Genomic DNA, 14,146 nt, shown 5'->3' with positions numbered 1-14,146 from the left:
TAATAAAAATTTATGGTTTCCCCTTCGAATTCCCATAATTTATATCAATCAACTCTTCAAAATTTATGGAACCTGTGTATTGTTTAATGAGTTGATTATTCTCGTAAAGTGCGGCAAAAGGAATCCCTGAAAAGTCGTAATAATTAATTAAAAATCTGGAGGTCTCCTTTCCTATAATAATTGTATTTAACTCTTTCAATCTATATTTTTTTGCAAACTCTTCTATAGAATTCATTTGTGCCCATTCACCTGAAATCCATATAGTTCGAATATTTTTCAAACTGTCTTTTTTTGAATGATAGATTTCAGCCTCCTCTTGACAATTATCACAATCAGGGCTAAAATATTTGAGGAGTATAAGCCCTTCTTTTTCAATGGTTTTACTATTAAAATCTGCGCTATCTTTTATAGTGGAAATGATAAAATTGGGGATAGTTAGGTCATCATTAAAATTGATAACGACTTTATCTTTTTTTAAAGAGTTGTTTTTTGATTCACAACAAATGAATAGAAAAGGAAAGGTCAATAGGAAAACACCAATATTTTTTAAATAGTGTTTAGTGTATTTTTTTAAATAAGGTATCATTAAAATAAGATTGGTATAATTTTTTATCAGCTACTTATACTTATATCCATTAGAATTAAATGTATGTTAATTACATTTTTGTTAATTATTATTACCAACTTCTACTTTATTAAAAAGCCAAACACTCACATTAATGAAAATTTGGAGTATTTAATTTAAAATTAGAAGAATGGCGAGTATAAACTGTAGTTGAATGCTAATCTAAAACCCACGTAGTTCCATTAAACATACTCGCCATTTATTAAGTTCATGTAGCATAGAAATTTTGAAACTTCAATTCGATACTGGTCAAGATAAAATTTATTCGAAACCTGCTGTTCAGTGATTGATTTATTATAACATGGTAATAAATTTCAATTTCTTAATGCAACATAGTTGCAAATAAAAGAATAATAATTTGATATTGCAACATTGTTGAATTAAATTTGCATCATGAGTGTAATTCGAAAAACGAAATCAGTAAATCTTATTATGTCTATTTTTGATAATAGTCATGAAGCGCTTTCTGTTGTGAATTTAGTTGAACAGCTCAAAGACGAGATGAATAAGACTACTGTCTATCGTATTCTTGATAGATTAGAAAATGAAGGTACTATACACTCTTTTCCTGGATCGAATGGATTGAAATGGTACGCGCGTTGCCAGGAATGTACGTCACATCAACACAATGATGTACATCCACATTTTGAATGCAATGATTGTGGTAAGGTAGAATGTTTAGATGTAAATATTTCTATCCCTAAAATGAACAATCGTAACATTGAAACAGCAAATATTATGCTTAAGGGGCAGTGTTCAGATTGTTCAGATTCTTAACTTATAGTTTATAATGGGATGTTCCCATGTTTGCGGTTTGGTTTATTCACCTCTTTATTCTCCAACATACTAAACGCTTTAATGAGCTTACACCTCGTATACTTTGGTAAAATAACCTCATCTATATAACCACGTTCGGCAGCACTATAAGGATTCGCAAATAACTCTGCGTATTCGGCTTCTTTTTCCTTCCATTTAGCCTCCGGATCTTCTGCACTTGAAATCTCCCTTTTAAAAATAATCTCAGCAGCACCTTTGGCACCCATAACTGCTATCTCAGCATTTGGCCAAGCAAAATTCATGTCAGCACCAATGTGTTTAGAGTTCATTACATCATAGGCCCCACCATAAGCTTTTCGTGTAATTACAGTAACTCTAGGAACGGTAGCTTCACTAAAGGCATACAATAATTTAGCACCGTTTACGATTATGCCATTCCACTCTTGGTCTGTTCCTGGTAAAAAGCCTGGTACATCTTCTAATACTAAAAGAGGAATATTAAAAGCGTCACAAAAACGTACAAAACGCGCTCCTTTTTTAGAGCTGTTAACGCCTAAAACACCTGCTAAAAACATGGGTTGGTTTGCAACGATTCCTATCGATTTACCCCCTAATCTTGCAAAACCTACAATTATGTTTTCAGCATAATCTTTATGGATTTCATAAAAGGAGTCTTCATCAATGATTCCTTCGATGATTTGATGCATATCATAAGGTTTATTAGGATTGTCAGGTACGATATCAGATAAATTTTCTCTTAACTCTTCTTGTAATTGGAAATCTAGAGCTTTTGGTTTTTCGCGATTGCTTTGTGGTAAATAACTTAGAAGTTTCTTTACATCTTCAAGGCATTCAATATCATTACCGGATGTTTTATGAGCCACACCAGATTTAGTAGAATGCACGCTTGCACCACCTAATTCTTCACTTGTTACTTCTTCGTTTGTAACCGTTTTAACCACATTTGGTCCTGTTACAAACATATAACTGGTATCTTGTACCATAATTGTAAAGTCTGTCATTGCAGGTGAATAAACAGCGCCTCCAGCACAAGGACCCATAATTGCTGAAATCTGTGGTATAACGCCAGATGCTTGGACATTACGATAAAATATATCTGCATAACCACCTAGTGATCTTACACCTTCTTGAATCCGTGCTCCACCAGAATCGTTTAAGCCAATAATAGGTGCTCCGACATTTACGGCCATATCCATTATTTTACAGATTTTTTCAGCATGAGTTTCGGAAAGTGAACCACCAAAAACGGTAAAGTCTTGTGCAAAAACATAAATGAGACGTCCGTCTATAGTTCCATACCCTGTCACAACACCATCACCATAGAATTTCTGATTTTCCATACCGAAGTCCTTGGTTCTATGCGTAACTAGAGCACCAATTTCTTCAAAAGACCCTTCATCCAACAAATAGAGGATACGTTCTCTTGCGGTTAATTTCTTCTTTTGATGTTGCTTATCAATTCTTTGCTGTCCACCGCCTAATTTTGCTAAAGCGAGTTTATCGTTAAGTGTTTTTATTTTGGAACTCATAATATGTTAATTAGGTAGTCTTAATAATTTTTGGTCCTTTAAATATTGTTTCAACGCAATTTTAGCGGCAATTTCTGCTTCTGCTTTATGCTTAGATTCTAATAAAGAAGGGGAGTAGTAGTTCTTTACAAAATGTGTATCAAAATTACCGCTTATAAATGCCTCGTGCTCGCATACAAAACGACCAAAAGGTAACGTAGTTTGGACCCCTTTTATATGGTAATTGTCAATTGCTTTAATCATTAATTGAATGGCTTCATTACGCGTTTTACCATATGTAATCAATTTTGAGAGCATAGGATCATAATAAATAGGGATATCCATCCCTTCTTCAAAACCATTATCTACTCGTATATCTTCTCCAACAGGAAGCTGGTAGGTTTCTAGATTTCCTACACTTGGTAGAAAATCATTCATTGGGTCTTCTGCATAAACACGTAATTCTAAGGCATGACCATTAATTTTAAGGTCTTCTTGCTTCATTTTTAACGCTTCACCACGTGCTACATTAATTTGAAGTTCTACTAAATCAACTCCAGAAATAAGCTCAGATACAGGATGCTCAACTTGTAACCGTGTGTTCATCTCTAAAAAGTAAAAATTGAGATCAGCATCCATTAGAAATTCAACAGTACCAGCACCTACGTAATCACAAGATCTGGCAACATCAATAGCTGCTTGTCCCATTTTTTCCCGTAATTCTGGTGTAAGTATAACAGAAGGCGCCTCTTCTACAACTTTTTGATGGCGTCTTTGTACAGAGCATTCTCGTTCAAAAAAATGAAGATAATTACCATGCGTGTCAGCCATAATCTGAATTTCGATATGTCGTGGCGAGGTAACATATTTTTCAACAAAAACAGAACCATCACCAAATGCTGAAGTCGCTTCACTGATAGCACGTTTCATTTGATTTTCGATATCCTTTTCTTTTTCTACAATTCGCATACCTTTTCCTCCACCACCTGCGGCAGCTTTAATTAGAATAGGTAGTCCAATTTCTCTTGCAATTTTGATGGCTTCATCAGGATCTGTAACCGCATGGTCTACACCAGGAACCATCGGGATATTATAATCTTTAACAGCGTCTTTGGCGGCTAATTTATCACCCATCATTTTAATGGCTTTGGATCTTGGCCCAATGAAAATAATATCATTCTTTTCACAGAGTTCGGCAAAGTCTGCATTTTCACTTAAAAAGCCATAACCTGGGTGTATTCCGTCTGCATTTAGTGATTTTGCCACTTCAATGATTTTATCACCTTTTAGGTAGGATTCACTAGATGGAGCTGGTCCAATACAGACTGCTTCATCAGCAAATTTCACATGTGGAGCATGGCGATCAACTTCAGAGTAAACAGCAATGGTTTTAATGCCCATTTTCTTTGCGGTTCGCATTACCCTAATGGCAATTTCTCCACGGTTGGCAACTAATATTTTTTTCATGTTTATTCGAATTCTATAAGTAGTGAATTTTTATCTACGGTTTCTCCTTTATCAACACTAATACTTTTAATGGTGCCTTCTCGAGGGGAGTTAATAACATTTTCCATTTTCATAGCTTCAAGAATTAATAAGGGGTCATCTTCATTTACCTCTTGTCCTACGTTGACATTAATCTCTAAGATTAAGCCAGGCATTGGCGCTTTTATTTCATTTACTTTTTTAGAAGAACCTATTTCAAAACCTAGAGCTTCTATCTGCTGATCTAATGCATCATTAATCGTAACATCATAGACGTTATTATTAACTTTTACTGAGTAGGATTTGTGATTGAAATCAGAGCTAATAACCTCTGAATTTATAGTAGTATTCTCTTGAAGGATGTGATATTTTTTTGGAGAGGTTTCGATGCAATCCATGGCTTCGATTTGCTGCTCATCAACATTAAATTGATGATCACCATTCACTTTGATTTTATACATAGATGTGATTTTAATAACGCGAAATTATATATTAAAGGCCTTTAAAAATATGAAATAAATCATGTTTTAAGAAGCACTTTAATTAAGTTTTAAAATTTGAATTTTCTTGATGTTTCTTAATAGCTTTTTTTGATAAGACAATTGCAATAATGAGCGAAACAAAAGCTCCAATAGATATTCCAGGAACAAAATTTATAAATAAGAAAAAATCATAGGCACCATGAAATATTACCGCTAAAAAGAGACCTGTTAAATTAAGCTGTAGTCTGTTTTTTGAGAATTTTGCCAATCCCATGTAATAACCCATTAGGATACCAAATGTTGCATGCGCTGGCACTGCAGTAAAAGCTCTTAATACAGCTGTTTGATAACCACCATCAAGCACATAGAGTACATTTTCAGTACATGCAAATCCCATAGATACCATCACCGCGTAGACAATGCCGTCGTAGGGTTCGTTAAAGGCCTTTCTTGGCTGCGCAAAATATTTGACAATGATATATTTACTAAATTCTTCTGATAAGGCAACAACTAAGAAGGCTTGTATAAATTGTTGCCAAATACTGAATTCATCTGTTAATGGTAGGAAATGACCAGTAAAGAGATAAATGACCGTAACAATTATAATACTTACAACAGCTCCTAAGAAGAAGTTTAAAAGTAAAAGGCCTAAAGGTTCTTTTTCATACTTATCCTGAATATAGATATAAGTGAGAATAACAAACACTGGAGCAATTGCAAATAATACTAAACTCATTTACTTAACGCCTCCTTAATTCCATTTAAAACAAATAGGTAATACGATTTGTTGGTTGCTATGAAGTGACTGTTGGTTTGACTGTTTTTTAAAAGCTCAGTAAACTCCTCGAAAGTAACAAATTTAAGGGCTTCAACTTCTTCTGGTTGTGGAGTAAGGTCTTCTAATCTAGCATTTAGTTCAGCAATATATACTTGATGAAACTCATTGTCTAGAACCTTGCCGTTATCATAAGAAGATTCATGTAGTTGAACTCCTATCTTATGCAGCGTATTTGGTTGTAAATTCAATCCAATTTCCTCTTCTGTTTCTCTAATAGCAGCTTCTATAAATGTTTCGCCAGCGTCAATATGACCTGCAACCGATACATCCCATAATAAAGGATGTATTTTTTTCTTATGAGATCTTTGCTGAAGTAATATTTCTCTATTCTTAGTATATAACCAAAGATGAATGGTGTTATGATATAACCCTCTTTTATGGGCCACAGATTTTAGCACTTTCTCTCCTGTAGCTTTACCATCAGATGTAACAATATCAATATATTCATCCATGATTTTCCACCTGTTTTAAGACGTTTACTAATTTTTGAAAATGTGCTTTAGTATTATATAGATGTGCTGAAACTCTTAAATAACTACCGCGATAAGAAACGATTATATTATTTGCTTTAAGAGTGTTCTTAAGTAGATCGTGATTAATTGATTCTGGTATACTAAGTCCGAAAAGATGGTTTGCTCTAAGATGTAGGGGAAAGGATTTAAAGCCTAATGTATCTAAATCTTTAAGACTTTCTAAGGAAATACCTGAGCAAAAAGCCTGTAGGTCCTCTGGTCTAAATTTTAAGACTTCCTCAAGTGCAGCTAATTGCATTTGAACATAAATAAAACTTGCCGATTCTCCGGCATTATACCGTTGAGCGAGGGGTTTATAACTGTCACTATATTGAGTTAATGAGGCTAAATTTTCACTGCCTGATCTAATCGACCAATTTTCTTCAATCGGTTTACCATGGTCAAAATATTCACCGTAATATGCATATGCACAACCATAGGGACCAAAGAGCCATTTGTAACCAGCACATACGAGTGCATCAGGTTCAATTTCTTTTATAGAAAATGGAAGTGCACCTAGTGATTGACTTGCATCGACAATTAACAAGGATTCGTAATCTTTGGTCTTCTTTCGTATACTCTTTAAATCAAAAATAAAACCATTGGCCCAATGCACATGCGCCATAGCTACAATTCTAGTATTGCCATTGATTGCGTTTAAAATTAAATCATTCCAGTCAGAAGGGTTATTAGGTTGTTTTATAGTTACCAATTTGGCACCATATTTTTTAGTAAGCTCTATCCAAGTATAGATATTACTTGGAAATTGTTCCTCTATCACAACAATTTCATCCTCTGGTTTAAGTACTATATTATTAGCAACATTAGCTAAACCATAAGATACTGAAGGAATATTGGCAACCCGCTGATAATCCTCTAAATCTATAATCTCAGAAAACTTCTTTTTAAGTGCTATTAAAGGCTCAAATAAATCTGAATTTTGATATAAATCTGGTCTGCGCTTTTTAGTAACAGCCTTTATGCCAGCTAATTCAACAGATTTTAAAGCAGGTGAGAAACTCGCTTGATTGAGAAATATAACATCATCAGGAAATCCAAAGTCTGCTTTAAAATCTGCTAAATTCATACTATTTTACTTGAAATAGCTGAAAGTCTCTCCATCCTCAATATTTAATAAGGTCTCATAGATAAGACGAATTACATTTTCTACATCATCTTTATGAACCATCTCAACAGTAGTATGCATATAGCGAAGTGGTAATGAAATGAGTGCAGAGGCTACACCACCATTACTGTATGCAAAAGCATCTGTATCTGTACCAGTGGCTCTCGAAAGGGCAGAGCGCTGAAAAGGAATGTTCTTATCCTCAGCTGTATCAGTAATTAAGTCTCTTAATTTTTGCTGCACAGCTGGTGCATACGCAATAACTGGTCCTTTACCAATTTCTGCATAGCCTTGTTTTTTCTGATCTATCATTGGAGTCGTAGTGTCGTGCGTTACGTCCGTTACGATGGCAACATTCGGTTTAATAGTTTCTGTAATCATCTCGGCACCACGCAAACCGATTTCTTCTTGTACAGAATTTGTTATGTATAAACCAAAAGGCAATTTCTTTTTATTTTGATGTAATAATCTCGCCACTTCTGCAATCATAAAACCACCCATTCTGTTGTCTAAAGCGCGACAAACAAATTTATCACCATTAAGGATATGGAATTCATCAGGATACGTGATAACGCAACCTACATGTACACCCATTTTCTCAACTTCAGCCTTGTCTTTTGCGCCTATATCAATGCATATATTATCTGGTTTTGGTGGCTCTTCTTTTGCTCTATTACGTGTATGTATAGCAGGCCATCCAAATACACCTTTAACGATTCCCTTCTTAGTATGGATATTTACAATTTTACTCGGTGCAATTTGATGATCAGAACCTCCGTTTCTTATGACGTAGAGTAGTCCTTTTTCAGAAATATAATTCACATACCAAGAAATTTCATCCGCATGCCCTTCTATAACAACCTTATATTTTGCCTTTGGATTTATTACTGCTACCGCAGTACCGTAGGTATCTGTAATAAATTCATCTACATAAGGTTTTAAATAATCCATCCATAATTTTTGTCCATCCCATTCATAACCTGTTGGAGATGCATTATTTAAATATTTTTCTAAAAAGTCCATCGACTTTTTGGTCAATAATTGCTTTTTCGCCATGTGTAAAATTTTTCTTTAAAAATAATAATATTAATACGAATTTAAGGTTAATAGAACTATTAATTCTTAATTTTGAGAACCTCTTAAAAGTCTTCTTTGGAATGATTTTAGAAGGCTAATAGTTATGAAGAATTTAGCATACATTCTCCTCTTTTTGCCGTGCTTGATGATTGGTCAAATCAATCCAGTGGAACAAGATACCACTCAGGTTGAGTATATTATTATTGAGGGTGATTCTATACCAAGAACCGCTATAGATTTAGATGAGGTTTTAGTCTTACCAGAACTTAATTTTAAGAATCGTGATGAACGGATTAGATATTTGGTCTTAAGGCGAAAAACACTCAAGGTATATCCTTATGCCAAATTAGCTTCAGAGCGTTTAGAAGCTTTACAAGAACGTTTATCAACTTTAAAGAAAAAACGACATAAAAAGCGCTATGCTAAAGTGATTCAGAAATATATAGAAGATGAGTTCTCTGAAGAGTTGAAAAAATTGACCAAAACTGAAGGTCAAATTTTAATAAAATTGATTCACAGGCAAACTGGCACAACAGCTTTTGATTTAATTAAAGAATTACGCAGTGGTTGGCGAGCCTTCTGGTTTAATAATACGGCCAAGATCTTTGATATTTCGCTAAAAAAGGAATTTAGTCCTATAGACGAAAAGGAAGACTATTTAATTGAAGATATTCTACAACGTGCCTTTCAAAATGAGCAATTAGAACGTCAAAAACCAGCTTTTGATATTGATTTTTATGCCTGCGTGAATAAGTGGGGAAAACCTAAAACTAAAAAGTAAATGAGTGAGCAAACCAAATTGGAGGAACAACTCAATGCTTGGTCTCATGGAATTGGTGTTGTTTTAGGTATTTTAGGTTTAGTTTTATTAATCATAAATGTAAATAAGGATAGACCCTTTGATCTTTTTAGTGTTATAGTTTATGGCTTATCAATAATTATTTTATTCACAGCCTCTACACTATACCATTCTGTAGTTGATGAAAAGAAAAAACACTATTTCCGGATCGTTGATCACATAAGTATTTACCTTCTTATTGCTGGTAGTTATACACCTGTACTTCTCATACTTCTTACAGATTCTCTAGGCTGGACTTTATTTTGGATTGTTTGGGGTATTGCACTTTTTGGAGTGATACTAAAGTTGTTCTTTACAGGTAAATTTGAAGCCTTTTCTACGTCTTTATATCTAGTAATGGGCTGGCTGATTGTGTTTGATTTCGCTAATCTCTCGGATGCAATTGGACCGAATGGTCTTTTCTGGCTATTTGCTGGTGGCCTATTTTATACGGTTGGTATCGTCTTTTATGCTATTCAAAAGATTCCATTTAATCACGTGATTTGGCATGTATTTGTATTAGCAGGAGCCATAAGTCACTTCCTTATGGTCTATTACTATGTCATTTAGAGCTATGACTTAATAATATCCTTGTATTCCTCAAAGAACACTTCGAATAAGTTCATATTTAGGTTAAAAAACTGCATAACCTCTTGCCACGTATTTTTGTTGTGAATGGATACTTTGCTTTCTAGTGGAACATATATGCGAGATATTTCTTTTCCATTTTCTAAATAGAATTCTTCCTCATAAATAGCATTTGGTAAATAATCTGAGTGTAATATAGATTTTAAGGCAACCAGTTTTTCCCAACAGTTAATTCTGTTTTCAAGGTCATCTTCAAGATCCAATGCGATGAGCGCCTTTTTAGTATCAAAGTGAAATTTAAAAGAGAGCCCTTTGATTTTTGTGTTATAGAGTAGCCATTTTCTTGGAAAAGATTTCCCAAAACTCGTCCAGAATTCCTGACGTAACAAACGGCTTTCCTCTTTTGAAAACATTATAGGAAATAAGCAATAAGAACACCAAGCACAATAGCCAGGAGTTTGGATAAATTAAACTTATGGCCTTCACTAGCTTCAAATAAAATGGTAGTCGATATATGAAGAAATATTCCTATAACAACCGCATTTATGACATTAACATATTCATTTACTGCAGTAGAATTATTAGAGATAATAGTTCCTAAAGGCGTCATCGAGGCAAAAACAACTAAGAACAATGCAATCTGTAGTTTCGAATAGGAAGACTGAATGAGATATGCGGTTATTAATACTGCAATTGGTATTTTATGAATAAAAACACCGAAAACCATGTCATTTTCTTGGTGAATAGGGAATCCTTCTAAAAAACTGTGAATTGAAAGGCTTATGAACAAGAGCCACGGGAAATTCATATCATCTTTATGAATGTGTACATGGCCATGTTCAGCACCCTTTGAAAAAAATTCGAGTACAATTTGAAGTAATATGCCACACATTATGAATAAACCTGTACGTTTTGCCTCAAGATGCTCATACACCTCTGGTAATAGGTCAAAGAGCGTTAAAGCTAATAAGAAGGCACCACTAAATGACAATAATAACTTGGTGCCCAAAGACTTTTGCCTTTTAGTTAAAATGGCAATGAGTACTCCTATTATAATAGCATAAATTGGAAATAAATACTTATTCATACCAATTACTTAAATATCATTATTAGGCGTTCTGAGGATTCAGGGTGATATTTATTGAGACTATAATCACCAAAAATATCAAGTAGGGTTACATTAGCCTTATCAAACAATTCTTGAAAATCTTTTAGTCTAAATGCCTTAACACGTTCTTGGTAACTGTAAACGATATCATTGTGATTAAAATGTATGTCTTTTACAATGTAACCATTCTCTAGGCGTCGTTTTTGAAGGAAATCAATCCCTTCAACAGTTTTTGTGTTTTGCGGCACGAGATTGTTCACAACATAATCCACATTCATAAAGTCTATAACACCAAAACCACTTGAATTAAGTTCCTCTCTTATAGATTTAATTGTATTTAAATTACAAATATCATCTTCGAAATAGCCGAAACTTGTAAAAAGATTAAAAACAGCATCAAAAGTGCCATTGTAAGGCTTACTCATATCATGAACCTCAAATTGCAAGGTGTCATTTTCAAATTGCTTAGCATAAGCTATGCTTTGTTCAGAAAGGTCAACTCCTGTAACATTAAAACCAAGCTTATTAAGATATACTGAGTGTCTACCTTTACCACAGGCTAAATCAAGGATTTTACCCTTTTCTGGTATGTTTAAGTAGCTGGTAAGATTATCCATGAAGACCTGTGCTTCGGCATAATCTCTATCCTTATATAAAATATGGTAATATGGTGTATCAAACCATGAGGCATACCATTGTTTGGTGGATTTACTCATATCATTAAATGTCGTACAAAAATACTGTATTTTTGCTTTCTGTTTGCGCGTTTAGCGAGAATCGATAATTGAATTGTAGTAAAATAACCAACAACATTACAAATAGTTTAGATTTTGAATTTAGACTGTGATTTAGCATATGGATAATAATTTTAAAATGGTAGCTAAAACCTTATTTGGTTTTGAAGATATTCTTGCCAAGGAATTGAACCAAATGGGAGCAATGCATGTGGAAAAAGGTGTGCGTAATGTAAGTTTTGTTGGTGACAAAGGTTTTATGTACAAGGCCAATATGGGACTGAGAACCGCAATTAAAATTCTAAAACCTATTAAGACGTTTAGAGTAGTTAAAGAGCAAGATTTATACACTAATGTTAAGCGTATTAAATGGGAGAATTACTTAAAACAAGATGGTACTCTGGCTGTTGATGCTACGGTTCATCATAGTGTATTTACACATTCAAAATATACAGCCCTCAAAACCAAGGATGCCATTGTGGACCGGTTTAGAGAGCTAAATGGCACCAGACCAAATATCGATTTGCGCTTTCCAGATTTGAAAATCAATGTTCATATCGATAGGCAACGCTGTACAATATCTTTAGATACTTCGGGAGAATCGCTACATCGACGTGGCTATAAAACAGCTACTAATATTGCACCAATTAATGAGGTTCTTGCGGCTGGATTAATCTTAATGAGTGGTTGGGATGGACAGACCGATTTTATGGATCCGATGTGTGGTAGTGGTACAATCTTAGCCGAAGCCGCAATGATTGCCTGCAATATTCCGCCGAATTTGATGCGCAAGGAATTTGCGTTTGAGCGTTGGCAAGATTGGGATGTTGATCTTTTTGAAAAGATTGAAGAATCTCTACTCAAAAAAACAAGAGATTTTCACCATCGCATTTTAGGTTACGATAAATCACCTTCTGCAATTCGAAAGGCCAATGAAAATATTAAGAATGCACATTTAGATGAGTTTATCACAATAAAGCACGAAGATTTTTTTAAAACACAAAAAGCAGGTGAGGCAAAGCTCCATATGGTTTTTAACCCGCCTTATGGTGAACGATTAGAAAATCTGAATGTCGAAGAATTCTATGGTAATATTGGCACTACCTTAAAACACGGTTATCCTAATGCGGATACCTGGCTAATTACTTCAAACCTCGAAGCTTTAAAATACATTGGCTTGCGACCTTCTCGAAAAATAAAAGTATTTAATGCCAAACTCGAATCGCGCTTTGTTAAATACGAGATGTATGAAGGTAGCCGTAAAGCCAAGAAACAGCATTTAAACTAATAGGTATCATATTCCTTAGCCTCATCAGGATTAGGAGCCATTTGTGTTTTAGGATAAGTTTTATACAATTCACTTACTAAGCCTTTTATATATGGTTTAAGCTTTTTAGCAGGCTGATTTAAATCACAAATTACAGAAGCATGCCAGAGTACCTTTTTTGATTCAAAATCTGCCACATAGACTACCAATGTTTCCTCATCATAGGTTTGTGTATGAATTGTACAACTCTCCCAATACTCTAATTCTTCAGAATGTTCACAGTCGGTAAATTCGGCTGTTTCTTCACTGATTAATAATCTAAAGCCAACTTGTAATTGAGGATTTAAAACATTAGTACGATGCCCTCTATCTTCAATTTCATATGCAACAGCATCTCCAATTAGGCGTCTTACTTCTTCATTATCTGATTTTGGATGGTTAGTGTGTTCCACAAAAAAATCATCCATACAAAGGACATAAGTTTCATATTGATTAAAATCTACTTCTAGATTATAATCATAAACAACCTCACTCGTTGAGGCACAACTCAATATTAAGCCAAATATTAATAGGTAACGTAAACTCAGTGTTTTCATAGTCGCAATATTTAGAATAAACTAAAGGTCTAAATATTGATGTAGAATAACTATGACAAATGTCAAGTTTGAGAGATTTCTCTATCTTTGGCTTTCAATTTCCTCTAACTGCATCGTATAGTCATATTGAAGATCTTCGTGCAGTGCTTTAATTTTCTTTTCAATCGATACAATCTGACGTTGGTACAAATTACTGAGCATTTTATTTCTATGGATAGAGGGTTTTATACCATTTAAACGGTCACAAAAGTAGAGTAGAAGTTCCACTTCGGTAGATTTTTTGCTTGAATACCGACTGTAGATTCTGATTTGACGTAAAATTTTACGAATAGTTTTCTTCATGTAGAAATAGCTATCTACATTCATAGATTCAAAAAGTTCATCTAAAGTGTCCTTTACACTTAGCACATAACCATCTTCGTCATGTGCTTCGAATAATAAATAGGTTAAAAGTGCTTTATTTTCTTTTTTAAATCGTCCTAGTCGTAAGCAGAGTGCTAGTAAATCTTCTTTTGGCAGGTGTTGAAGTTCCTTTTTTATAGTAACAATAGATTCGATCTTCAT

17 protein-coding genes are annotated in these 14,146 nt (G+C 34.1%); 4 read left to right on the top strand and 13 right to left on the bottom strand.

All coding sequences use genetic code 11. The features are described 5' to 3' along the window. Window positions 1–10 precede the first annotated feature (10 nt). Entirely contained in the window at window positions 11–586 is a 576-nt protein-coding gene (locus tag ACRHOC_RS08015; protein WP_431158083.1) for a hypothetical protein, read from the bottom strand. A 432-nt stretch (window positions 587–1,018) separates the two neighbouring features. Here ACRHOC_RS08015 and ACRHOC_RS08010 point away from each other — a divergent pair, with 432 nt between their 5' ends. After that, a complete protein-coding gene (locus ACRHOC_RS08010) occupies window positions 1,019–1,402 on the top strand; it encodes a Fur family transcriptional regulator (RefSeq protein WP_431158082.1) in 384 nt (127 codons plus the stop codon). Between the two features lie 8 nt (window positions 1,403–1,410). On the opposite strand, the gene ACRHOC_RS08005 is transcribed toward ACRHOC_RS08010, so the two are convergent. The 7 genes from ACRHOC_RS08005 to ACRHOC_RS07975 all read right to left on the bottom strand — a co-directional run bounded on the left by ACRHOC_RS08005 (window position 1,411) and on the right by ACRHOC_RS07975 (window position 8,430). Beyond that, window positions 1,411–2,952 carry an acyl-CoA carboxylase subunit beta gene (locus tag ACRHOC_RS08005; protein WP_431158081.1) on the bottom strand — a complete coding sequence of 514 codons (1,542 nt, stop codon included), beginning with the start codon at window positions 2,950–2,952 and terminating at the stop codon, window positions 1,411–1,413. Window positions 2,953–2,958: 6 nt separating this feature from the next. Continuing rightward, window positions 2,959–4,398: an acetyl-CoA carboxylase biotin carboxylase subunit gene (accC, locus tag ACRHOC_RS08000; protein ID WP_431158080.1), complete on the bottom strand. Its 1,440-nt coding sequence runs from the start codon at window positions 4,396–4,398 to the stop codon at window positions 2,959–2,961. Between the two features lie 2 nt (window positions 4,399–4,400). Then, window positions 4,401–4,877, bottom strand: coding sequence for an acetyl-CoA carboxylase biotin carboxyl carrier protein subunit (locus tag ACRHOC_RS07995; RefSeq protein WP_431158079.1), 477 nt, complete (start codon window positions 4,875–4,877; stop codon window positions 4,401–4,403). An 82-nt stretch (window positions 4,878–4,959) separates the two neighbouring features. Next, entirely contained in the window at window positions 4,960–5,634 is a 675-nt protein-coding gene (locus ACRHOC_RS07990) for a PrsW family intramembrane metalloprotease (protein ID WP_431158078.1), read from the bottom strand. Further along, a complete protein-coding gene (locus ACRHOC_RS07985) occupies window positions 5,631–6,188 on the bottom strand; it encodes an NUDIX hydrolase (protein ID WP_431158077.1) in 558 nt (185 codons plus the stop codon). The genes ACRHOC_RS07990 and ACRHOC_RS07985 overlap by 4 nt, the downstream gene beginning before the upstream one ends. Continuing rightward, window positions 6,181–7,335 (bottom strand): aminotransferase class V-fold PLP-dependent enzyme, encoded by a 1,155-nt coding sequence (locus ACRHOC_RS07980; protein ID WP_431158076.1) that lies wholly within the window; start codon window positions 7,333–7,335, stop codon window positions 6,181–6,183. The genes ACRHOC_RS07985 and ACRHOC_RS07980 overlap by 8 nt, the downstream gene beginning before the upstream one ends. Before the next feature lie 6 nt (window positions 7,336–7,341). Continuing rightward, the gene (locus tag ACRHOC_RS07975; protein ID WP_431158075.1) at window positions 7,342–8,430 is read right to left on the bottom strand and encodes a M42 family metallopeptidase; all 1,089 of its coding nucleotides are present in this window, start codon (window positions 8,428–8,430) and stop codon (window positions 7,342–7,344) included. Window positions 8,431–8,554: 124 nt separating this feature from the next. Here ACRHOC_RS07975 and ACRHOC_RS07970 point away from each other — a divergent pair, with 124 nt between their 5' ends. Together ACRHOC_RS07970 and trhA are read left to right on the top strand one after the other, a co-directional pair. After that, window positions 8,555–9,232 carry a DUF4294 domain-containing protein gene (locus tag ACRHOC_RS07970; protein ID WP_431158074.1) on the top strand — a complete coding sequence of 226 codons (678 nt, stop codon included), beginning with the start codon at window positions 8,555–8,557 and terminating at the stop codon, window positions 9,230–9,232. Further along, window positions 9,233–9,859: a PAQR family membrane homeostasis protein TrhA gene (trhA, locus tag ACRHOC_RS07965; RefSeq protein ID WP_431158073.1), complete on the top strand. Its 627-nt coding sequence runs from the start codon at window positions 9,233–9,235 to the stop codon at window positions 9,857–9,859. Window positions 9,860–9,861: 2 nt separating this feature from the next. Here the strand turns inward: trhA and ACRHOC_RS07960 are convergent, their stop codons facing one another. The 3 genes from ACRHOC_RS07960 to ACRHOC_RS07950 are packed head-to-tail and all read right to left on the bottom strand — an operon-like array spanning window position 9,862 to window position 11,701. Then, window positions 9,862–10,290 (bottom strand): DUF4268 domain-containing protein, encoded by a 429-nt coding sequence (locus tag ACRHOC_RS07960; protein WP_431158072.1) that lies wholly within the window; start codon window positions 10,288–10,290, stop codon window positions 9,862–9,864. Beyond that, complete coding sequence (locus tag ACRHOC_RS07955; RefSeq protein ID WP_431158071.1) at window positions 10,290–10,964, bottom strand: ZIP family metal transporter; 675 nt, start codon at window positions 10,962–10,964, stop codon at window positions 10,290–10,292. The genes ACRHOC_RS07960 and ACRHOC_RS07955 overlap by 1 nt, the downstream gene beginning before the upstream one ends. 5 nt (window positions 10,965–10,969) lie before the next feature. Further along, window positions 10,970–11,701, bottom strand: coding sequence for an SAM-dependent methyltransferase (locus ACRHOC_RS07950; protein ID WP_431158070.1), 732 nt, complete (start codon window positions 11,699–11,701; stop codon window positions 10,970–10,972). Between the two features lie 139 nt (window positions 11,702–11,840). On the opposite strand from ACRHOC_RS07950, the gene ACRHOC_RS07945 reads away from it, so the two are divergent. Further along, entirely contained in the window at window positions 11,841–13,007 is a 1,167-nt protein-coding gene (locus ACRHOC_RS07945) for a THUMP domain-containing class I SAM-dependent RNA methyltransferase (RefSeq protein ID WP_431158069.1), read from the top strand. Here the strand turns inward: ACRHOC_RS07945 and ACRHOC_RS07940 are convergent. Further along, a complete protein-coding gene (locus ACRHOC_RS07940; protein WP_431158068.1) occupies window positions 13,004–13,582 on the bottom strand; it encodes a DUF4136 domain-containing protein in 579 nt (192 codons plus the stop codon). The genes ACRHOC_RS07945 and ACRHOC_RS07940 overlap by 4 nt on opposite strands. A gap of 81 nt (window positions 13,583–13,663) precedes the next feature. Further along, a complete protein-coding gene (locus ACRHOC_RS07935; RefSeq protein WP_431158067.1) occupies window positions 13,664–14,146 on the bottom strand; it encodes a hypothetical protein in 483 nt (160 codons plus the stop codon).

This window comes from Winogradskyella poriferorum (assembly GCF_050618035.1).
In the GTDB taxonomy this organism is placed as follows: Bacteria; Bacteroidota; Bacteroidia; order Flavobacteriales; family Flavobacteriaceae; genus Winogradskyella; species Winogradskyella poriferorum_A.
This window is presented reverse-complemented; position numbering and strand designations above follow the sequence as displayed.

Bases quoted from the DNA above. Each gene is read 5' to 3' on its own strand.
- ACRHOC_RS08015 (WP_431158083.1), bottom strand. From the start codon at position 586: ATGATACCTTATTTAAAAAAATACACTAAACACTATTTAAAAAATATT.
- ACRHOC_RS08010 (WP_431158082.1), top strand. From the start codon at position 1,019: ATGAGTGTAATTCGAAAAACGAAATCAGTAAATCTTATTATGTCTATT.
- ACRHOC_RS08005 (WP_431158081.1), bottom strand. From the start codon at position 2,952: ATGAGTTCCAAAATAAAAACACTTAACGATAAACTCGCTTTAGCAAAA.
- accC (WP_431158080.1), bottom strand. From the start codon at position 4,398: ATGAAAAAAATATTAGTTGCCAACCGTGGAGAAATTGCCATTAGGGTA.
- ACRHOC_RS07995 (WP_431158079.1), bottom strand. From the start codon at position 4,877: ATGTATAAAATCAAAGTGAATGGTGATCATCAATTTAATGTTGATGAG.
- ACRHOC_RS07990 (WP_431158078.1), bottom strand. From the start codon at position 5,634: ATGAGTTTAGTATTATTTGCAATTGCTCCAGTGTTTGTTATTCTCACT.
- ACRHOC_RS07985 (WP_431158077.1), bottom strand. From the start codon at position 6,188: ATGGATGAATATATTGATATTGTTACATCTGATGGTAAAGCTACAGGA.
- ACRHOC_RS07980 (WP_431158076.1), bottom strand. From the start codon at position 7,335: ATGAATTTAGCAGATTTTAAAGCAGACTTTGGATTTCCTGATGATGTT.
- ACRHOC_RS07975 (WP_431158075.1), bottom strand. From the start codon at position 8,430: ATGGCGAAAAAGCAATTATTGACCAAAAAGTCGATGGACTTTTTAGAA.
- ACRHOC_RS07970 (WP_431158074.1), top strand. From the start codon at position 8,555: ATGAAGAATTTAGCATACATTCTCCTCTTTTTGCCGTGCTTGATGATT.
- trhA (WP_431158073.1), top strand. From the start codon at position 9,233: ATGAGTGAGCAAACCAAATTGGAGGAACAACTCAATGCTTGGTCTCAT.
- ACRHOC_RS07960 (WP_431158072.1), bottom strand. From the start codon at position 10,290: ATGTTTTCAAAAGAGGAAAGCCGTTTGTTACGTCAGGAATTCTGGACG.
- ACRHOC_RS07955 (WP_431158071.1), bottom strand. From the start codon at position 10,964: ATGAATAAGTATTTATTTCCAATTTATGCTATTATAATAGGAGTACTC.
- ACRHOC_RS07950 (WP_431158070.1), bottom strand. From the start codon at position 11,701: ATGAGTAAATCCACCAAACAATGGTATGCCTCATGGTTTGATACACCA.
- ACRHOC_RS07945 (WP_431158069.1), top strand. From the start codon at position 11,841: ATGGATAATAATTTTAAAATGGTAGCTAAAACCTTATTTGGTTTTGAA.
- ACRHOC_RS07940 (WP_431158068.1), bottom strand. From the start codon at position 13,582: ATGAAAACACTGAGTTTACGTTACCTATTAATATTTGGCTTAATATTG.
- ACRHOC_RS07935 (WP_431158067.1), bottom strand. From the start codon at position 14,146: ATGAAGATCGAATCTATTGTTACTATAAAAAAGGAACTTCAACACCTG.